Origin of the sequence: Arsenicicoccus sp. UBA2120 (genome assembly GCF_002330965.1) — a bacterium.
In the GTDB taxonomy this organism is placed as follows: Bacteria; Actinomycetota; Actinomycetes; order Actinomycetales; family Dermatophilaceae; genus Arsenicicoccus; species Arsenicicoccus bolidensis.
On record NZ_DCYC01000011.1, the window covers coordinates 1 to 19,928 of the forward strand.

16 protein-coding genes, 1 tRNA gene and 1 pseudogene are annotated in these 19,928 nt (G+C 73.5%); 3 read left to right on the forward strand and 15 right to left on the reverse strand.

Going from position 1 to position 19,928, the window contains the following annotated elements:
• A pseudogene (locus tag B2P18_RS00850) lies at positions 1-1,062 on the reverse strand (hypothetical protein); the annotation flags it as partial.
• Between the two features lie 377 nt (positions 1,063-1,439).
• Here B2P18_RS00850 and B2P18_RS00855 point away from each other — a divergent pair.
• A complete protein-coding gene (locus tag B2P18_RS00855; RefSeq protein ID WP_286955435.1) occupies positions 1,440-2,711 on the forward strand; it encodes a multidrug effflux MFS transporter in 1,272 nt (423 codons plus the stop codon).
• 3 nt (positions 2,712-2,714) lie between these two features.
• Here the strand turns inward: B2P18_RS00855 and B2P18_RS00860 are convergent, their stop codons facing one another.
• From B2P18_RS00860 to tmk, 13 genes are all read right to left on the reverse strand, one after another.
• Entirely contained in the window at positions 2,715-3,575 is an 861-nt protein-coding gene (locus B2P18_RS00860; protein ID WP_286955436.1) for an alpha/beta hydrolase, read from the reverse strand.
• A complete protein-coding gene (locus B2P18_RS00865; protein WP_286955438.1) occupies positions 3,572-3,871 on the reverse strand; it encodes a hypothetical protein in 300 nt (99 codons plus the stop codon). The genes B2P18_RS00860 and B2P18_RS00865 overlap by 4 nt, the downstream gene beginning before the upstream one ends.
• 102 nt (positions 3,872-3,973) lie before the next feature.
• A complete protein-coding gene (locus B2P18_RS00870; protein WP_239262221.1) occupies positions 3,974-4,975 on the reverse strand; it encodes a phosphotransferase family protein in 1,002 nt (333 codons plus the stop codon).
• Between the two features lie 237 nt (positions 4,976-5,212).
• Positions 5,213-5,941 carry a CoA-transferase gene (locus tag B2P18_RS00875; RefSeq protein WP_286955442.1) on the reverse strand — a complete coding sequence of 243 codons (729 nt, stop codon included), beginning with the start codon at positions 5,939-5,941 and terminating at the stop codon, positions 5,213-5,215.
• A complete protein-coding gene (locus tag B2P18_RS00880) occupies positions 5,938-6,633 on the reverse strand; it encodes a 3-oxoacid CoA-transferase subunit A (RefSeq protein ID WP_286955444.1) in 696 nt (231 codons plus the stop codon). Before B2P18_RS00880 ends, B2P18_RS00875 begins: the two co-directional genes overlap by 4 nt.
• Positions 6,630-7,871: a thiolase family protein gene (locus tag B2P18_RS00885; protein ID WP_286955447.1), complete on the reverse strand. Its 1,242-nt coding sequence runs from the start codon at positions 7,869-7,871 to the stop codon at positions 6,630-6,632. Before B2P18_RS00885 ends, B2P18_RS00880 begins: the two co-directional genes overlap by 4 nt.
• A gap of 28 nt (positions 7,872-7,899) precedes the next feature.
• Complete coding sequence (locus B2P18_RS00890) at positions 7,900-8,694, reverse strand: alpha/beta fold hydrolase (RefSeq protein WP_286955448.1); 795 nt, start codon at positions 8,692-8,694, stop codon at positions 7,900-7,902.
• An 80-nt stretch (positions 8,695-8,774) separates the two neighbouring features.
• Positions 8,775-10,253 (reverse strand): GGDEF domain-containing protein, encoded by a 1,479-nt coding sequence (locus B2P18_RS00895; protein ID WP_286955449.1) that lies wholly within the window; start codon positions 10,251-10,253, stop codon positions 8,775-8,777.
• The gene (locus B2P18_RS00900; RefSeq protein WP_286955451.1) at positions 10,250-11,728 is read right to left on the reverse strand and encodes a GGDEF domain-containing protein; all 1,479 of its coding nucleotides are present in this window, start codon (positions 11,726-11,728) and stop codon (positions 10,250-10,252) included. The genes B2P18_RS00895 and B2P18_RS00900 overlap by 4 nt, the downstream gene beginning before the upstream one ends.
• Positions 11,729-11,857: 129 nt before the next feature.
• Positions 11,858-11,931, reverse strand: a tRNA-Thr gene (locus tag B2P18_RS00905).
• A gap of 76 nt (positions 11,932-12,007) precedes the next feature.
• Positions 12,008-13,603, reverse strand: a complete 1,596-nt coding sequence (locus tag B2P18_RS00910) for an alpha/beta hydrolase (RefSeq protein ID WP_286955461.1) — start codon at positions 13,601-13,603, stop codon at positions 12,008-12,010.
• Between the two features lie 106 nt (positions 13,604-13,709).
• On the reverse strand, positions 13,710-14,858 hold the full coding sequence (locus B2P18_RS00915; RefSeq protein WP_286955462.1) for a DNA polymerase III subunit delta': 1,149 nt from the start codon (positions 14,856-14,858) through the stop codon (positions 13,710-13,712).
• Entirely contained in the window at positions 14,855-15,475 is a 621-nt protein-coding gene (gene tmk, locus B2P18_RS00920) for a dTMP kinase (RefSeq protein WP_029212539.1), read from the reverse strand. The genes B2P18_RS00915 and tmk overlap by 4 nt, the downstream gene beginning before the upstream one ends.
• Positions 15,476-15,643: 168 nt before the next feature.
• Here tmk and B2P18_RS00925 point away from each other — a divergent pair, with 168 nt between their 5' ends.
• Both B2P18_RS00925 and B2P18_RS00930 read left to right on the forward strand, forming a co-directional pair.
• Entirely contained in the window at positions 15,644-17,479 is a 1,836-nt protein-coding gene (locus tag B2P18_RS00925) for a bifunctional diguanylate cyclase/phosphodiesterase (RefSeq protein ID WP_029212540.1), read from the forward strand.
• 143 nt (positions 17,480-17,622) lie between these two features.
• Positions 17,623-18,711: a YihY/virulence factor BrkB family protein gene (locus B2P18_RS00930; RefSeq protein WP_029212541.1), complete on the forward strand. Its 1,089-nt coding sequence runs from the start codon at positions 17,623-17,625 to the stop codon at positions 18,709-18,711.
• Between the two features lie 455 nt (positions 18,712-19,166).
• On the opposite strand, the gene B2P18_RS00935 is transcribed toward B2P18_RS00930, so the two are convergent.
• Positions 19,167-19,835: a hypothetical protein gene (locus tag B2P18_RS00935; protein WP_286955463.1), complete on the reverse strand. Its 669-nt coding sequence runs from the start codon at positions 19,833-19,835 to the stop codon at positions 19,167-19,169.
• Between the last annotated feature and the right edge of the window lie 93 nt (positions 19,836-19,928).

A 19,928-nucleotide genomic window follows, 5' to 3' on the forward strand; every position in this document is an offset into this window, starting at 1 on the left:
GGCGCCGGTCCCGGCGGCGGTGCGGTCGGCGGCGGCCTCTTGGGCGTCGGCCTCGCGGGCCGCACGGTCGGCGGCGGCCTGGGTCGTGTCGCGGGTCTGCTCCGCCGTGCTGCGGTCGGCAGCGGCACGCAGGGCCGCCGCACGCTCCTTGGCGGCGGTCGCGGCGGCGGCCTCGGCCGCCTCCGCGTCGGCGGACAGGCTCTCGGAGTCGCGCTGCGCGGCCTCGGCGAGGGCAGCGGCCTCGCGGGCGGCGGCGGCGCGCTGGTCCGCCTCGAGGCGCAGGCCCTCCTGGCGGCGGCGCTCCAGGTCGACGGAGGTCTGGTTGAGCCGGGCGAGCGTCGCGAGCGCCTGGTCCTGGGCGGCCTGGGTGGCCTGGGCGGCGGCGACGGCCGCCTGCTCGGTCGCCCCGGCGCGGGTGCGGGCGGCGAGCGCCGCCGTCTCGTCGGCCTTGCGCTGGTCCTGGGCCCGCTGGGCGGCACGACGCAGCTCGGTCGCCCGCGTGAGGTCGCCCGTGGCCTGGCGCACGACGCCGGTCTGCAGCTCGCCGAGCGTGGCGAGGCCGGAGGCACGGTCGAGGACGGCCTGCGGGCCGCCGGGGCTCACGAGCGCCTCGAGACCGTGCAGGTCGTGGCCCGACTCGTAGGTCTCCGCCGCCACGCGACCGAGGTTGACCTTGGCCGTGGCGAGGGCACGCTCGGCGGCGCGCGCCTTGGCGTCCGCGTCCGCGAAGGCCTTGGTGGACGCGTCCAGGCGCACCTTGGCGCCGTTGTACTGCTCGGCGGCCAGCGCGGCCTCGCGCCGGGCCAGCTCGAGGCGGTCGGCCGCGGCGGCATACTGCGCCTGGGGGGTGGCGACCTGGGCCTCCTGGTCGGCGGCGGCCCGGTTGGCCGCGGCCACGTCCTGCTCGGACGGTAGCGACTGCGTGCTGCCGGTGGGGGACGGAGCCGGGTCGGCCGAGGCGGGCGCGACGAGGCCGAGGGTGAGCAGGGCGACCGTCACGCTGACGGACGCGGCGCGCGCGCCGGCCCCTGGGCCGCGACGGACGCGTGGCGTGGACTGCACTGATGTCCCCTCTGGAGCTGTGACCGATCGTGCGCGACGCCCCCGGGCGACGCGATGGAGAGGGGTCGACCGCGGCTGGCGCGTCGACCCTATGGGTCAAGAGTACGGAGCGAGAGACCGTAGCGGTACGCGGTCCTCGACATCGGGGTGGCCTCACGCTGTGTGACAAGGGACGCAGGAGTGAACATCAGGTGATGCCGGGGAATGACAGGACCGTGTTTCCGCAGGTCACAGCGAGATAACGGGATGCCTCGCAGCGACATAACGAAACGATAACGGACAGGACCGAACGGGTGAAGCCCCGGCACGACATACCCCAATGATCCGCACCCATCGCAACTCAGAGTGACGGATGAGCACCGTGCCAGGATGGTCGGGTGACCCCGGCCCACCCCACCCCCCGACGTGCGGGGATGGGGCTCACCCTCGTGCTCGCCGGGCTGTCGATGTTCGGCCCGTTCAGCATCGACACCGCGTTCCCGGCGTTCCAGCAGATGGGGGCCGAGCTCGAGGTGGGCAGCACGGCCATGCAGCAGGTGGTCAGCGTCTACCTGCTGGCCTTCGCGATCATGAGCCTGGTGCACGGCCCGCTGTCGGACGCCGTGGGCCGTCGCCCGGTCATGGTCGCGGGCATCGCCGTCTTCGTGCTGGCGTCCGTCGGGTGCGCCCTGTCCACCAGCCTCCCCGTCCTGCTGGTCTGCCGCGCCCTGCAGGGGTTCTCGGCCGGAGCGGGCCAGATCGTGAGCCGGGCGGTGGTCCGGGACCTGTTCGACGGGCCCGAGGCCCAGCGGCTGATGAGCCACGTGGCGATGATCTTCGGCGTCGCCCCGGCGATCGCCCCGATCATCGGCGGCGCGCTGCTCGGCCTCGGCCGGTGGCCGCTGGTCTTCTGGTTCCTCGCCGCCTTCGGCCTGCTCATGGCCGGCGCGGTGCTGCTGGTGCTGCCCGAGACCCACCCGCCCAAGGCCCGTACTCCCCTGCGCCTCGGCGCGGCCGTCGGCAGCCTGGTGCGGATCGCCCGCGGGGCGGCCTTCTGGCGGATCGCGCTGGCCTGCACCCTGACCTTCGCCGGCCAGTTCCTCTACATCGCCGGCGCGCCGATCTTCGTGGTGGACCTGCTCGGGCTGGGTAGCGGGGACTTCTGGCTCTTCTTCGTCCCGATGATCGGGTGCATGGTGACCGGCGCCTTCGTCAGCGGACGCCTCGCGGGTCGGATCACCGGACGGACCCAGGTCATGGTCGGTATGACGATCGCCCTGGCCTCGGGCGTGCTCACCGTGGTCCTGGCGGCGACGCCAGACCCGGCCCGTCTCCCCTGGCCCGTGGTCGGCCCCTCGCTGATGGCGCTGGGCGTGGCGATGGCCTTCCCGGTGCTGCAGCTCGCCGTGCTGGACCTCCACCCGGACGCCCGGGGCACGGCGGCGTCCGCATCGTCGTTCGTGCAGCTGGCGTTCAACGCCGCCCTGGCCGGCGTGGTCGTGCCGGTCGCCACCGCGTCGCTGCTGAGCCTCGCCCTGACCAGCCTGCTGCTGATCGTGCTGGGCACCGGGGTGCTGGGCCTGCACCTGCTGGCCACCCGGCCCCGGGCCGGGCGCGGGCTGCGCACGACCCGGCGTCCCGAGCCGCTGGAGCCGACCGACCGGATGTGAGGCTCAGCCCTTGGCCCCGGCGTCCTTGAGCAGGAAGGTGAGGGTCCTCGGCAGGGCCTCGCGCCAGGACGTGTAGGTGTGCCCGGCGTTGTCCACGACCATCGGGGTGATCCCGGGCAGGCCCTTGGTGGCGCCGAAGAACTGCTGCGTCAGCTGCCAGCTCTGGGCGTCGGCCGGCGAGGACATCGCCAGCAGCCGGGTGCGGGCCGGCGGGCGGTTGCGCAGCAGCCACGCCACGTCCGAGCGCTGCAGCAGCGCGGGGTCGCGCTGGAGGACGCTCGCGAGGGTGCCGGTCGAGCCGTCCACCGACGGAGCGAAGTATCCCTGCAGCGACGCCCCGGAGCCGAACGTCTGCGGCTCGGCGGCGTGGAGCTTGGCCGCGCAGTAGCCACCGAGCGACCACCCCAGCACCGACCAGCGGGGACCGGGCTGGACGACGCCGAGCGTGTGCTGCGCCCAGGCGGGCACGTCCCGGGCGAGCCAGGTGTAGGCCTGCGGACCCCCCGGGTAGTCCGTGCACTCCGTGTCCTGCGGGAGCTTGATGTTGACCTCCGGCATGACCGCCACGAACGGCGGGATCTGCTTGGAGCGGATCAGCGGGGCGGCCTTCTGGGCGAACTGCAGGGAGGTCGCCACGTTGTCGACGGGGCCGTAGGCGCCGCCCAGCACGAACACGACCGGCAGGCCCTTGGCGTTGGCGGCGTGCTCGTGGCCCGGGGGCATCCACACGACGACCTTGGCGGTCGTCCCGGACTGCACGCCGGACACGACGTAGTCGCGGTAGAGCCCGTCGCCCTTGGGCGGCTGGACCTTGCGGGGAGCCCAGCCGCGCACCCGGATCTGCTTCAGCTCGTCCGTGGTCATGGCCCCGCCCGAGGCAGGCTGCGCGACGGCGGCGAACGGGTTGTCGTCCTCGGACGCCGCGGCGAGCGAGGACCAGGTGGGAAGAAGCCGAAGTCCCGGTTGACGACCAGGACGAGCCCCCCGATGGCGAGCACCTGGGACAGGACGATCGACACCGCCACCCCGGCCGAGACCGCCACGCGGCGCCCCGTCCCCCGCCCTGCCGAGCGGCGGTACACCAGCACCGCCACCACCAGTGGGACTGCCAACGCCAGGCCGATCGCGGCCGCGATGACAAGCCGCGACGTCGGACCCATGTCCCGCCTCCTTCTTGTCTGCTACGCACCGTAGACGCCGACCACGGCCCGGAGGTTGACCATCGATCGGGTGACCGCCCCGTTCACCCGAACAGGTCGCTCTCAGGCGAGCGTGGCCGGGTCTGGTGCCACCTCGCGCAGGCCGGAGGTCGCCGCCGCGATCCGGCGCTCGGTCAGCCCGGGCTCGTGCCGTCCCTCCGCGAGCAGCCGACGGTCATGCAGCGAGCCGAGCAGGCTCTCGCACACCTCCCACGCGTCGCGGCGGGCGAGCAGCGACTCGACGGTCTCGGTGGCCCGGAGGTCGGCGGGGGCCGCGTCGAGATAGGCCCGGACGAGCTGCTCGACCTGGTCCCGCCCCAGCCGCACCTGCACGCCCTCGCTCGCGAGCCGCCCCCCGAGGTAGCCGAGGTCGCGGGCGGGGTCGTCGATCTCGGCCCACTCCCAGTCGACCAGCCGCGGCTCGCCGGCCTCGACGAGGACGTTGGCCGCGACGAGGTCGCCGTGCACCAGCGCGAACCGGCGGACCGGCTCGAACCACGGCTCGCGCTCCGCCAGGTAGGCGCGCACCCCCGGCAGCAGCGCCAGCACCTCGGGGTCGGCGACCACCTGCGGCTGGTGCTCGAGCCACCACCCCAGCCCGGCCTCGAAGGCGCCGACGATGCTGACGGTGCTGCGCTGCGGGTCACCGACCGGTCCGCAGCGCGGGTAGGCCCGGTCGTGCAGGCGCGCGATGGCCTGCGCGAGCCTGGTCAGCAGCTCGTCGTCCCAGTCGTCGGTGTCGGTGAGCACCTCGCCGGGCACCAGCCCGACGACCATGGCCGGTATGCCGAGCCGGTCACCGCTCTCGTCCAGGGCCACCGGCTCGGGGCCCACCCCGTCCGGCAGGAGCTGCAGCACCGTGAACTCGTCACGCATGGCGCGCGGCAGATCCTCGGTGGGGCGACGCACGACCCGCACCACGACGTCGGCGCCCCGGGTGGCGACGTGCCAGGCGGCATACGACTCTCCCTCCCCCAGCAGGCTCACCCACTCGGGGGCGCGGGGCAGGCCGCACCAGGCCCACTCGCGGTCGAGGGCGGCACGCAGGGCGGTCTCGTCGATCACCGCTCCAGGCTAGGCGGCTCGCCCGTGGTGGGCGGTCGTTGCCAGCCGGTCGCACGCACGCGCCCGACACGCGAGGCGCGAGGCGCGAGGCGCGAGGCGCGAGGCGCGAGGGGACGCGAATGTCGCGCCTGACGGCGTGTCGTGGACATCTGCGTCCCCTCGCTGCCGATCGATGCCTGTCGGCACCCCCGATGGCCCTCGGCGGCCCTGGTGTCCCCGATGACCCTCGCGCGCGGCTCAGGCGCGGGACTCCTCGCTGTCGCCCGACTCGGTGCTCCCGTCGATCAGGGGGACGTCGAGGCGCTCGGCCAGCTCGGCGAAGGCGATGCCGTGGGTCTCGCGCACGACCACGCCACGCTCCTCGAGCAGGAACACCGCCTGGCTGGTGTAGACGCGCCGGACGCACGCCAGCCCCGTCGCGGGATAGGTCAGCTCGGGGACGATCTTGGCCGAGCCGTCCTTGGCGAAGAGCGACATCATGACCCAGGTCTGCTTGGCGCCGATGGCGAGGTCCATCGCGCCGCCGACGGCGGGGATGGCGTCGGGTGCGCCCGTGTGCCAGTTGGCGAGGTCGCCCCCGGCCGAGACCTGGAAGGCACCCATGACGCAGACGTCCAGGTGACCGCCACGCATCATCGCGAAGCTGTCGGCGTGGTGGAAGTAGGACGCCCCAGGCAGCTCGGTGACGGCGATCTTGCCGGCGTTGATGAGGTCCACGTCGACGTCCTCGCCGTGCGCCTGCGGACCCATCCCGAGCATGCCGTTCTCGGTGTGCAGGGTGATCTGCTGCTCCGCGCGCAGGTAGTCGCTGATCAGCGTCGGCTGCCCGATCCCGAGGTTGACGAAGGACCCCGGCTCGATGTCGTGGGCGGCCAGCGCGGCGAGCTCCTGCTTGCTCAGCTCGGCATCCGTGCTCGCGCTCGTGCTCGCAGTCGTGCGCGTCGGCTCCGTCGTCGGCTCGGTCATCGCAGGCCCTCCTTGTCGCTGCTGGCGGTGCGCACCTCGACGACGGTGTCGACGAAGATGCCGGGGGTCACGACGACCTCCGGGTCGATCTCCCCTGTGGGGACGAGCTGCTCGACCTGCACCACGCTGCGGGTGACCGCGGTGCACATGGCCGGCCCGAAGTTGCGGGCGGTCTTGCGATAGACGAGGTTGCCCATCGCGTCGCTGCGCAGCGCCTTGACCAGCGCCACGTCGCCGGTGATCGGCGCCTCGAGGACATACCCGCGGCCGTCGATCACCCGCGTCTCCTTGCCCTCGGCGAGCAGGGTGCCGTATGCCGTGGGCGTGAAGAAGCCACCGATCCCGGCGCCCCCCGCGCGGATCCGCTCCGCGAGGGTGCCCTGCGGCACGACCTCGAGCTCGAGCCGCCCGGCGCGATAGGCCTCGTCGAAGTGCCACGAGTCGCTCTGGCGCGGGAACGAGCAGATCATCTTGGCGACCTGGCCGTTCTTGATCAGGGCGGCCAGGCCCTCGTCGCCATTGCCGGCGTTGTTGTTGACGAAGGTGAGGCCGCTGGCCCCGCTGCGGATCAGCGCCTCGATCAGCTCGACCGGCTGCCCGGCGATGCCGAAGCCCCCGATCAGCACGGTGTCACCGTCCTCGACGATGCTGACCGCCTCGTCGACGTCCGCGGCCACGTGCAGCCCGCTCATCGTGCTCCCTCCCTCGTGCCGGTGGTGCCGGTGGTGCCGGCGCTGGCGACGTTCTCGACGACGACGGCGAGCCCCTGGCCGACGCCGATGCAGATCCCGGCCAGGCCGTAGCGCCCACCGGTCGCGGCCAGGCGACGAGCCACCGTGCCGAGCACGCGCAACCCCGATGCGCCGAGGGGGTGGCCGATGGCGATCGCCCCGCCCCAGCGGTTGACGACGCCCACGTCGAGGCCGTCGCGCTCCCATGCGTCCAGGCAGGCCAGGGACTGGGCGGCGAAGGCCTCGTTGAGCTCGACCGCGTCGATGTCGCTCCAGGTCAGGCCCGCGCGGCGCAGCGCCTGCTCCGCCGCCGCGACGGGCGCGTAGCCGAAGTACTGCGGCTCGTTCGCGGCCTCGCCGCGGGAGACGATCTGCGCCAGGGGGTCGCGCCCCAGCAGCTCGGCCGCCCGTTCGGAGCCCACGAACGCGGCGGACGCCCCGTCGTTGAGGGGCGAGGCGTTGCCCGCGGTGACCGTGCCGCCCTCCGTGCAAAAGACGGTCTTGAGCCCGGCCAGGGTCTCGGGGGTCGAGCCCGGGCGGATGCCCTCGTCCCGCTCGAGGTCCGTCCCGGGCACGGTGACCACGTGGTCGGCATACCGGCCCTCGTCCCAGGCCGCAGCGGCGAGCCGGTGCGGCTCGGCAGCGAAGGCGTCCTGCCGCTCGCGCGAGACCCCGTGGAGCTCGGCGAGCTGCTCCGTCGCCTCCCCGAGGCTGACGGTCCACCGGCCAGGCATGCGGGGGTTGACCAGGCGCCACCCGAGAGCGGTGCTCTCGGCGGTGAGGTTGTGGGCGGGGTAGGGCTTGCTGGTCTTGGGCAGCACCCATGGGTCGCGGCTCATCGACTCCACGCCGCCGACGAGGACCAGGTCGGCGTCGCCCGCCATCACCTGCCGCGAGGCGACCATGGCGGCGTCGAGCGACGACCCGCAGAGCCGGTTGACCGTGCTGCCGGGGATCGAGACGGGCAGGCCGGCGAGCAGCGTGGCCATGCGGGCGACGTTGCGGTTCTCCTCGCCGGCGCCGTTGGCGTTGCCGAAGGTCACGGCGTCGATGCGCTCGGGGTCGAGCCCGGGCGAGCGGTCGACCAGGGCGCGCACGACGTGGGCCGCGAGGTCGTCGGGCCGGGTGCCGGCCAGGGCCCCGCCGAACCGCCCGAAGGGCGTCCGGACGGCGTCGTAGAGATAGGTGTCGGTGGTCATGATCGTTCTCCTTCGAACGTCGTCGGTGTCAGCGGCAGAAGGCGAGAAGGGCCTCGGCGGTGCCGGTCGGGTCCTCCACCGGGGCCTGGTGCCCGACCTCGGGCAGGATCACGGCGCGGCCGTCGGCCACCCCGGAGGCGACCTGCTCCGCGGCCGCGGGCGGAACGACCTGGTCGGCGGCCCCGTTGAGCACCAGCACCGGGTCGGTCACCTCGCCCAGCCGGTCGCTCAGGTCGTATGCCGCGAGCGCCTCGCAGCACGCCGCATAGCCCTCGTCGTCGACCTCGTGCGCGAGGTCGTGCAGCAGGCCCCCCGCGACCTGCGGCTCACGATCGGCGAAGCCGGGCGCGAACCACCGCGCCGCCGAGCCCTCGACGAGCGCCGGCGTCCCCTGGGCGCGGACCGTGACGGCTCGCTGCGTCCACGCCTCGGGGGTGCCGAGCGCCGCGGCGGAGCACACCAGGGCGACGGCGGCGAACGCGCCCGGGTGGTCGGCGGCGGCCTGCAGGCCGGTCGCCCCGCCGAGGCTCACGCCCGCGTAGTACGCCGGCAGGCCGGGGGTGCCGCGACGGGCGGCCAGCTCGACCACGGCGCTCGCGAGGTCGGCGACGCTGAACGACCCGGCAGAGCCGTCGTGGTGCGTCCGGCCGTGACCGGGCAGGTCCCACCCGAGGACGTGGTAGCGGTCACCCAGCAAGGGAAGGACGGGGGCCCACAGCCGCTCGACGGCCACGCCGAGGGAGGAGCCGAGGACGAGCAGGGGCTTGGGCTGCCCGGCGGCACCGGACGAGGACAGCGGGACGACGGCGACGGGCACGCTCACGGCGGGGCTCCTGGTGGTCGGGGTGGCACCAGCCTACGGCGTGTTCGCAGGATGCACGCCCGTTCGATATGCGCACCGCGTCAGGCGCTGATGCAGCTCCTATCGCGTCCGGCGGCCTTGGCGGCATACAGGGAGGCGTCGGCGCGCCCGATGACGTCCTCGGCGGTGTCCCCGGCCCGCAGGCTCGTGATCCCCGCCGAGAAGGTCTGGCCGCGCGGCGTCGCGCGGCGCATCCGCTGCAGGACCGCGCGGGTCTCGGCCACGGTGCCCTCGGGCATGATGACGACGAACTCCTCACCGCCATAGCGGAAGAGCATGTCCCCCGGGCCGATCACCGACGCCCAGGACAGGCCGGCGGCCCGGAGCAGGCGGTCGCCCTGGAGGTGCCCGTGGGTGTCGTTGAAGCTCTTGAAGTGGTCCAGGTCGAGCAGGGCCACGGTCAGGCCGGCCAGTCGCCCCTGCTCCACCTGCCCGATGCTGTCGTGCAGCAGCCGCATCCCCGCCCGCCGGTTGGGGAGCTGGGTGAGCTCGTCGGTGCGCGCGGTCTGCTCGAGCTCGTTGGCCTGCTTCTCGAGGCGGCGCACGAGGATCAGGACGCGTACGCAGACGAGGACGACCATCATCGCGGTGCCCACGAGCGACAGCACGACCGACGAGGGCGTCGCCGGGGCGCGGCCGACCATGGTCTGCACCGCGATGGTCATCATCGGCGCCACCACGGCCCCCACCATCATCAGCACCCCGGAGCGCGACACCCGCGAGCTGGGCTCGCGCACCGGGCGGCCGGACAGGACGGCGGCGGCGGCGAGGAGCACGGACTGCACCATCCACAGCGCCGGGGGCCAGTACCACGTGTCCGTGAGGCCCACCACGAAGTAGCCGAACCAGATGTCGGCGACGACGTCGACCATGGCCGACAGCGCCAGCGCGCGCGTGCACCACTCGTGCGCGGACCGGGCGCTCAGCACCGCCACGGCGCCGGCGATCGCGAGCACGTCGCACAGCGGGTAGGAGCTCACCAGCAGGGATCGCAGGTCGCTGCCCCCCGGGGCGAGCAGGATCTGCTGGCCGATGAGCAGCCACCACACGACCGACAGGCTCACGGCGCACAGCACCACGTCGAGGACGACCGCCGCTCCGGCGACGATTCCCTCCCGGCGCGCCATGCCCACGAGGGCGGCGAACAGGCACAGGTAGGACAGGATCCCGACGAGCGAGGTGGAGGACCAGCTGTCCAGGCTGACGGACCGGACGGCCTGGACGGCGACCACGACGTCGCCCACCAGCCACAGCAGCATCGCCGCGAGCAGCAGTCGCCGCTCGCCCCGGAATGCCGGTCGGGTGCGCGCGACCCCGTAGGCGAACACGGCCGTGGACAGCACCCGCGAACCGACGTAGGCGGCCCCCTGGGCCTCCGGGGTCCCGACGACCCAGTAGATCCCCTGCGCGACGACGAGCACGAGGGCCAGCAGGCCCAGGGCGAGCGCGTCCTGCCGTCGCCGGCGCAGGCTCCCGGCGCGCTCGTAGGAGCTGGGGCCGACCTCGACGCGGGCGCTCACGCGATCACCATCGTGCGGGCGCGGCCCGCCTCCTTGGCGGCGTAGAGCGAGACGTCGGCGCGCGCGAGAAGCGTCTCGGACGAGTCGCCGTCGGACCAGGCGGCCAGCCCCGCGGAGAAGGTCTGGTCGTCCGGGGTCGCCGCGCGCATCCGGGCGAGGATCTTTTCGGCGTCGGCGACGGACCGGTTGGGCAGGATCACGACGAACTCCTCGCCGCCATAGCGATAGATCGACCCGTCGTCGTCCAGCACCTGGATCCAGGCGCGGGCGGACGCCCGCAGGATGCGGTCACCCTGCAGGTGGCCATGGGCATCGTTGAAGCTCTTGAAATTGTCCAGGTCGAGCATCCCCACGGTGAGGCGGGCGCCCACCCCGGTCATGGCGGCGGCGATCGCCTCGTCCATCAGGCGCAGTCCGGCCCGCCGGTTGGCCAGGCCCGTCAGCTCGTCGGTGCGGGCGGTCCGGGCCAGCTGGTCGGACTGTTTCTCGATCCTGCGCACGAGCACCAGCACCCGGGTGGCGGCGATGAGCAGTAGCAGCAGGGTCCCCGCGAGGGTCGCGAGCACGGCCGAGGCATGCGTGTGCCGCCCGAGCGCGGACAGGACGGCCAGCACGGTGGCGGGGCCGACGAGGGCCGACACGACGAGCAGCACCCCAGCGACCGAGACCCGCGAGGCCAGCTCCCGGCCTGGTCGCCGACCGAGGACCGACGCCGTCGCGAGCAGGGTGCTCTGCACCATCCACAGCGCGTACACCGAGCGGTTGCTGGGCATCTCGCCGCTGACGTAGAGGCCGAAGCCGACGTCCGAGACGGCCCCCACCAGCATCCCCAGCACGAGCAGCCGATAGGAGATGGCATGGGCCGAGCGGGAGCTGAGCAGCACCGCGGCCGCCGCCACGATCAGGCTGTCCCCGAGCGGATAGGCGGCGGCGAGCAGGGTCGTCGAGCGGGCCTGGTCGGGGTGTGAGAAGAGCTCTTGGCCGACGAGCAGCCACCAGCAGATCGCCAGGCTCACCACGCACGCCATCGAGTCCAGCCACAGCGCCGACCCCCGCACGAAGCCGTCCTTGCAGGCGAGGCGCACCACGCCGGCGCACACGAGCACGAAACCAGCCATGTCGAAGACCCCGGCGGGCGTCCAGTCGCCATACTCACCGAGGACGGCGATGCGCACGGCCACGGCCACCTCGGCCAGGGCCCAGACGACCATGCCGGCCAGCATCAGCCCCCAGTCCCGCCGGAATCCCGGACGGGCACGGGCGACGCCCCAGGCGAAGGTCACGACCGCGGCGACCCGCATGACGATGAAGGCCACGCTCGCGGCCCTTTCGTCGGAGGTCCAGTACACGAGCTGCAGCAGCACGAACAGAGATCCGAGGACGACGAGGACCCGGTCGTCCTGTCGGAACGACCGGGACTCGGGGTCGCCGTCAGTGGTGGGCCCTGGCGGGTTGCCGGCCATGGGCTCGCGCATGCCGCTCATCCTAGGTAGCCCACCGTGATCGCGCAGGCACGCTGAGGTGATTCACAGCAAAGAAGCGGTCAGTGCGGTGAGGTGCCGCACAACAGCGAGGCCCCCGACCGGAGTCGGGGGCCTCGTCTGAGCCGCTTGTCGGAATCGAACCGACGACCTATTCATTACGAGTGAATCGCTCTGGCCGACTGAGCTAAAGCGGCAGGAACGTCAGCGGGCCGACGCTCGGCGCCCCACTATACAGGCCGGGCAGGCGCCGACCGAATCCGTCGAGCCAGCTCAGCACTTCGCGCCGTCGACCGGCACCTTGCCCTTGACGAGGTAGTCGTCGACGAGCCGGTCGACGCAGTTGTTGCCCTGCTGGTATGCCGTGTGGCCGTCGCCGTCGCGGGTCACCAGAACGCCCTGGTCGAGCTGCTTGGCGAGCGCCACGGAGTTCTCGTAGGGGGTGGCGGGGTCGCGGGTGGTCCCGAGGACCAGGATCGGGCCCGAGCCGGTGGCGCTGATGGGGGCGGCCTTGCCGGTCGCCTGGACGGGCCAGGCGCCGCACACCGAGTCGCCCCAGGCCATGAAGCGACCCCAGGTCGGCGCGACCTTGACGAAGTCCTTCTCGTCCGCGGCGTACTTCGCGGCGTCGCCGGTCACGGGGCGGTCCAGGCAGTTGACGGCGTTGATGGCCTGCAGCATGTTGCCCTTGTAGCTGCCGTCGTCCTGCCGGTCGGCGTACTGCGTCGCCAGGCGCATGAGGCCGGAGCCGTCGCCGCCCTTGGCGGACCGCAGCGCCGAGTCGAGCTCGGGCCACAGCTGCTCGGAGTACATCGGGAGGGCCAGGCCCATCGAGGCCCACCCCTCGGTGAGCGTCCCGGTCCCGACGCCCGGGGCGGGCAGCGGCTTGGCGTCGATCTGCTTGAGCAGGTCGGCGAGACCGGTCATGACCTCGTCCACGCTGCTACCGACGGGGCAGCTACCGGTCTCGACGCAGTGCTGGGCGTAGGCCCGGGTGGCGCGCTCGAAGCCGGTCGCCTGCCCCAGCGCCGAGGCCTTGCCGTCCTGGGCGGGGTCGATGACGCCGTCGAGCACCATCTGGCCGACGTGCTTGGGGAACAGCCCGGCATACGTGGCGCCGAGGAAGGTCCCGTAGGACGCCCCGAAGTAGTTGAGCCGCTGGTCGCCGAGGGTGGCCCGCAGCACGTCCATGTCCTTGGCCGCCTCGACGGTGGACACGTGGGCGAGCAGATCGCCCGTGCGCTGCTTGCAGGCCTCGCCGAAGGCCTTGTTGGCGGCCATGAGCTGGCCCTGCTCGGTGGGGGTGTCCGGGGTCGGGTCGCCGCCCAGCAGGTCGTCCATCTGCTTGGCGTCCAGGCACGTCACCGGCTGCGACTTGGCGACGCCGCGCGGGTCGAAGCCGACGACGTCGAAGCGCCGCTGGACGTTGCCGGCCAGGGTCGGGGCGAACCAGTCGACCATGTCGACCCCCGAGGCGCCAGGTCCGCCGGGGTTGAGCACGAGGGACCCGGTGCGCAAGCTCGACGAGGACTTCTGCCGCTTCAGCGCGAGCTTGAGCGTCGCGCCGTCCGGCTTGTCGTAGTCCACGGGCACCGTCAGCCAGCTGCACTCGAACCGGCCGCACCGCTCCCACGCCAGCTGCTGGCCGTAGTACTTCGCGAGGTCAGGGGCGTGCGAGGCGGTGGCCGTGCTCGTGGCGCCCGGCCCGCTCGCCCCGGTCGCGGAGGGACCGCTCGGGCTCGCGCTGCTCGGGCTGGTGGTGGCGCTCGTGCCCCCGGTCCCCGGGATGGCGCAGGCCCCGAGCAGCAAGGAGGCCGCCGCGAGGGACGTGGCGGAGCGTGCGGTGCGCGACCGGCGCAGCGAGGTCATGCGGGGCCTTTCGGGGACGAGGACGTATGCCGGGAGAGGGCCGGCGTCGTCGAGGCCCCCTGTCTCTCCCCCACGGTAACCGTCTCGCCTGGGAGGGACGGAACTGTCAGCGCGGCAGTCTCAAGGACAGACACATCGCCTCGAGCGCGAGCAGCGGCGCCACGCTGCGGTCGATCCGTTCCCTCGCTGTGCCGATCGCGTCGATCGCGTGCAGGAGGCCTTCGGGTGTGAAGGCCTGCGCCACCTGCGAGACCAACGGCCCCAGCTCGGTGTTGACCAGGGGGACTGGCGTGCCGAGCCGCAGCACCAGCGCGTCGCGATAGACGCTCATCAGGTCGACGAGCGAGCGGTCCACGACGTCGCGGGCGAAGCGGGTGGCCCGCTGCTTCTGCTCGCGCTCGAGGGCGGCCACCGCGGAGCGCACGTGCGGGGGCTGGGTGCGCGAGGCGGGGTCGGCCCCGAGCCGCTCGAGCAGCTGGCGGCGCTCGGCGGCGTCGCGGTCGGCGCTGGAGGCCCCCGACTCCTCGTCCGCGATCGAGGCGAGGTCCGCCGCCGCATCGATGGCGTCACCCACCCGGCGGATCCGCCCCGCGATGGAGACGGTCGTGTGCCGGCGCTCGCGGGCGCCGTCGTCGGTGGCGAGCCGCTTGGCGATCCCGATGTGGCTCTGGGCCGCGCGGGCGGCATACGCGGCCATGGCCGGGTCGATGCCGTCGCGGCGCACGAGCAGCTCCGCCACGGCATCGACGGGAGGGGTCCGCAGGCGCACGTGCCGCGATCGCGAGCGCACCGTGATGATCACGTCGTCGAGCGACGGCGCGCACAGCAGCCAGACGGTGCGCGACACCGGCTCCTCGATGACCTTGAGCAGCGCGTTGGCGGCCTGCTCGGTCAGGCGGTCGGCGTCCTCGATCACGATGACGCGGTAGCGGCCGACGGAGGGGCGGGTCGACCCGAGCCGCACCAGCTCGCGCGCCTGCTCGACGCCGATGGACAGTCCCGAGGTCGCGACCAGGGAGACGTCGGCGTGGGTGCCGTCCATGGCGGTGCGGCACTCCAGGCAGGACCCGCAGCCGCCCTCGGGGCACTGCAGGGCAGCGGCGAAGCTGCGGGCGGCCACCGAGCGGCCCGACCCGGGCGGGCCGGTGAGCAGCCAGGCGTGGGTCATGGCGTCGGGGTCGGCCACCGCCCGGCTGAGGGTGGTCACCGCCTCGGGCTGCCCGACGGTCTGCTCCCAGACGCCGGGGGCGGTCACGAGAGCACCTCCGCCAGGCGACCGCGCACGAGGGCGTGGATCTCGGCGGGTGCCAGGGTGGCGTCCACGACGAGGTAGCGCCCGGGCTCCGCGGCGGCGAGGTCCAGGAACCCGGACCGCACCCGGTGGTGGAAGTCGTCGGGCTCGGACTCGAGCCGGTCGTGCTCGTCGCCCCGCCGCTCGCGACCGGTGCCCGCCTCGACGTCGAGCAGCACGGTGAGGTCGGGCAGCAGCCCCTCGACCGCCCACAGCGACAGCTGCCGCACCTCCTCGCCCGCCAGGTCGCGCCCCGCGCCCTGGTAGGCCACCGACGAGTCGAGGTAGCGGTCGGTCACCACGACCTCGCCGCGGGCGAGGGCGGGCCGCACCACCGCGTGCACGTGGTGGGCCCGGTCGGCGGCGAAGAGCAGCGCCTCGGCCCGCGGCGACACGTCGTCCCCGTGGAGGAGCAGCCGCCGGATCTCGGCGCCGAGCTCGGAGCCCCCGGGCTCGCGCGTCAGCAGGACCGTGCGCCCCTGGGCCTCCAGCCACTCCTGCAGCAGCCGAGCCTGCGTCGACTTGCCCGCACCGTCGCCGCCCTCGAGGGCCACGAACACCCCGCGCCCACCCTGTCCCATCGTCACGTGCTCGAGCCTAGAGCAGGGCGCCGACAGGGGGTCTGCCCGGCGCCCGGCTCGGTGACGCTGCGTGCCCGAGCGGCACCTCGCGGACACGGTCCGCCCCCTCCGGCGTCGCTTCCCGGTCACGGGGCAACAACGGTCGTCTCCCGGCCATACCCTGGACCCGTGACGCAGGGGGACCAGGGGCAGACGAGGGGCGGGCGCGCCGAGGCCGACACGCTGGCTGCGGTCGCCCGCCTCGCCGAGGCCCTGCCCGCCGACGCCCGGCGCGAGCAGCTCGTGCAGGCGCTCCGACATCACCTGCCCCGCGTCATCGGCGCTGAGCGGATCGAGCTGGGGCTGGTCACCGGGTCCGACGGCCACGTCGAGTGCCACGTCTTCGCCGGCACCCTGCCGGGCGAGCCAACCGTCCACCAGCGCCCCGTGACCACCGGCTGCTTCGTCCGCGTCCTGCGGTCGCGGACCCAGCTGATCCCCGACCTGCGGGAGGCGGACGACCCCGAGCTGCAGCCACTCGTCGAGGCGAGGCTGCGCCAGCGTCTGGTCCTCGCCGTGCACGCCGGCACAGCCACGATCGGCGTGCTGGCGGTGACCAGCGCTTCCGCCATACGACCCGAGACGATCCAGGCAGCCACACTGGTGGCGGCCGTCCTCTCCGCCCGGGGCACCCAGCTCTCGGGCCTGGCGGCCCCGGACTCCCTGCTCACGCTCGAGGCGCAGCTGGCCGACCTGCGATCGACCAACCAGACCCTCCAGCGCACCGACGCCCTGACCCGGCTGCCCAACCGCGCGGCCGCCTTCGAGGCGATCGGCCGGGCCCGCGCGGGCGAGCCGGCGGACGGCGCCTTCGCCTACATCGACGTCGACCATCTCAAGATGACCAACGACCGGCTCGGCCACGGGTCCGGCGACGAGGTGCTCCGCGGGGTGGCCGACCGTCTGCTCCGGCTGAGCGGGCCGACGCCGGTCGCCGTCTTCCGCGTCGGCGGGGACGAGTTCGGGGCGCTGAGCCGGGGCACGGTCCAGGAGCTGCGAGCCGCGCTCGAGGAGCTGTCCGTCGACCTGGCCCGCGACCCGCTGCGCATCGACGGGCGCGAGGTGCCCGTCGCGTTCTCCGCCGGCGTCTATGCCATCTCCGGTCACGACCAGGGCATCGAGGAGATCGTCTCCCGCGCCGAGTCCGCGGCCCACGAGGCCAAGCGCAGCGGTCGCGGACGGGTCCTCGTCCACGTGCCCGGCGACCCGGGACGCGCCGACACCCACCACGAGCGGCTGCAGATGGACGAGGTGCGTTCCGCGGTGCTCACCGGGCGTCTGTCGATGGTGGCCCAGCCCATCCGCAGCGTCGTGCAGGGCGTCGAGGCCCCCATGGACGCCGAGGTCCTCGTCCGGCTGGCCGACGAGGCCGGACGCACCCTGCTGCCCGACGACTTCGTGGCCCTGGCCGAGCAGTATGACGTCGTCAACGCCCTCGACCGCGCCGTCCTGTCCCGCGTGGTCGAGACCCTCGCCGACGGGGCCCCGCAGCGTCGCGTCTCCTGCAACGTCAGCCCGCACAGCCTGCTCGACCCCACCTTCGTCGACTGGGCCGACGACCTGATCCGCGGCAGCGGCCAGGGCCGCCGTCTGGTGCTCGAGCTGACCGAGCGGCTGCCCATCGGCACGGTCGAGGAGGTGCGGTCCGGCATGGTCCACCTCGGCGACGCCGGCGTGCGCTTCGCCCTCGACGACTTCGGGGCGGGCACGACCAGCTATGGCAACCTGCGCGTCCTGCCCATCGACGTCCTCAAGATCGACGGCGTGCTCGTGCGCGGGTGCCTCACCAGCACCGTCGACCACGCGATGCTGCGCTCGGCCGTCGAGGTGGCCGACGCGCTCGGCATACGGTCCGTCGCCGAGGGGGTGGAGACCGCCGAGCAGCTGTCCGCCGTCGTCGAGCTGGGGGCGCACGCCGTGCAGGGCTACTACTTCGGCCAGCCCCTCCCCTGGCCGGCGGTCTGAGGCAGGCGGCCTGAGGCAGGCGGCCGACCGCCAGGCGAGATCGGCCAGGTGGCACGGCGATTGACCCCCGCCGGCGGGGGCGCATGTGGTTGTCTTGTGGACAAACCCCCCACCTTCCCCCTTGCCCCACAGGAGCCTCCCCCATGGCCACACGTCACCCCTCCGACTCGGACGAGTCCCGCACGACCGACGAGGAGCGCCCGGTCGGCGCCCGCACGCACGACGACCCCGACGGGCACGGCAAGCCCGACGAGATGGACGACCTGCCCGGCGCCAACTGGAAGTACGCCTTCAAGCGCACGACCAAGGAGTTCACCCGGGACCAGTGCACCGACCTCGCGGCCGCCCTGACCTACTACGCCGTGCTGTCGCTGTTCCCGGCCGTCCTGGCGCTGATCTCCCTGCTCGGCCTCTTCGGCCAGGATCCGGGCACCGTCGACAAGATGCTGGACGGCGTCCGCCAGCTCTCGCCGCAGGCCGTCGACACCGTCGGCCCGATCATCAAGGAGATCTCCGGCTCCCAGGCGTCCGGCGTCGCCCTGGTCGTCGGTCTGCTCACCGCGCTGTGGTCGGCCTCCGGCTACATCGGCGCCTTCGGCCGCGCGATGAACCGCATCTACGACGTGCAGGAAGGGCGCCCCTTCCTCAAGCTGCGACCGCTGCAGCTGCTCATCACCCTGATCACGCTGACCCTGGTCGCCCTCGCCGGCATCATGCTGGTCGTCAGCGGCGGCATCGCGCAGTGGGTCGGCGGACTCATCGGCCTCGGCGACACCGCCGTGACGGTGTGGAACATCGCGAAGTGGCCCGTCATCGGCCTGATCGTCATCCTGGTCATCGCGCTGCTCTACTACGCGACCCCCAACGTCAAGCAGCCGAAGTTCAAGTGGTTCAGCCCCGGCGCGGCCCTGGCCTTCGTCACCTGGATCCTGGCGTCCGTCGCCTTCGGCTTCTACGTGTCCAACTTCGGGTCCTACAACAAGACCTACGGCTCGATCGCGGGTGTGGTCGTCTTCCTCCTGTGGCTGTGGATCACCAACCTGGCGCTGCTCTTCGGTGCGGAGTTCGACTCCGAGGTCGAGCGCTCCCGGCAGCTCGCCGCGGGCATGCCCGCCGAGGACCAGGTGCTCCTGCCGCCACGCGACGACAAGGGGATCAAGAAGCAGGAGAAGACCCTCGACGAGCTCAAGCTCGAGGCGTCCGACCTGCGCCGCGAGGGCCGGCGCGACTGACCCGCGCCTCCCCTCTCTGACGAAGATCGTGAGTGCTTGGTCCAAGATTCTTGGACCAGACACTCACGATCTTGCTTGTGGGGCCGTATGACGCCCCGCCGAACCGCCCGGAACGACACGACTCGAGCCCACAGCTCAGTTCAGGTCGCCTGCGACGCGCCAGACGGCCCCCAGACGACATGAATCGAGCCGGGAGCTCAGTTCGGGTCGCCTGCGACGCGCCAGACGGCCCCCAGACGACACGACGCGAGCCCGCAGCTCACTTCGGGTCGCCTGCGACGCGCCAGACGGCCCCCAGACGACACGACGCGAGCCCGCAGCTCACTTCAGGTCGCCCACGACCCCCCACGGGGTCCCCAGACGACACGACGCGAGCCCGCAGCTCAGTTCGGGTCGCCTGCGACGCCCCATGGGGTCCCCAGACGACACGACCCGAGCCGGGAGCTCAGCTCGGGTCAGGTGTGGTGCTGCCGCCGGAGCCAGAGCACGAACAGCCCCAGCGCCGCGGCCATCGCGAGGAAGGTCAGCGACGTCCGCTCCATGCTCTCCCCCGGATCCCGCCAGGCCTCGACCGGGTCCACCGGGGCGAGGGCCCGCACGCTCGGGGTGCCCCCGGACCCCGCGGGTGCGGTGGTCCTGGCTGCGCCCGGCCGGGAGACCTGCGTCGTTGCCGAAGCCGGGGCGCGCGCGGGGGCCGGAGCGGTCGGGGCCGGAGCGGTGGTGGCGGGGGCCGACGCGGTCGGAGCGACCCCGGCCGCCGCGCCCGTGGGCACGGCGAGCGAGTCCGTCCCGAGCTCCAGGGCCGGGCTGGGAGTGGCAGCGCCGGCGGGGACTGCGGCCTCCGTGGTGGGCGCCGCGGGGGTGTGCGCGGCGAGGTCGGCGCTCACGACCCGGGATGCGCGCTCCTGGGTCTCCGGCGTCGGAGACGTGCCGGCCCCGGCCAGCGCGCCCACGGAGAGGAGCCCGGCGGTGCCGAGCAGCACCACCGGAACCATGCCGACGGGTCGACCGGCCGCGGGCCGCTGAGCGGAGCTGGCTGAGGAACGGCGGCCCGGCCGACTGACGGAGCGGGAGGAGGAGCGGGCCGAGGCGCGGCGGGGCAGCCCGGGGCGGAGGAGAGCCATGCGTGAGGTCCTTGGGGGTCGACCGGCGTCCAGACGGTGAGGCGATGGGCGGGGGCGGACAGGCGAGGGCCTGGTCAGGTCAGGTCAGGTCAG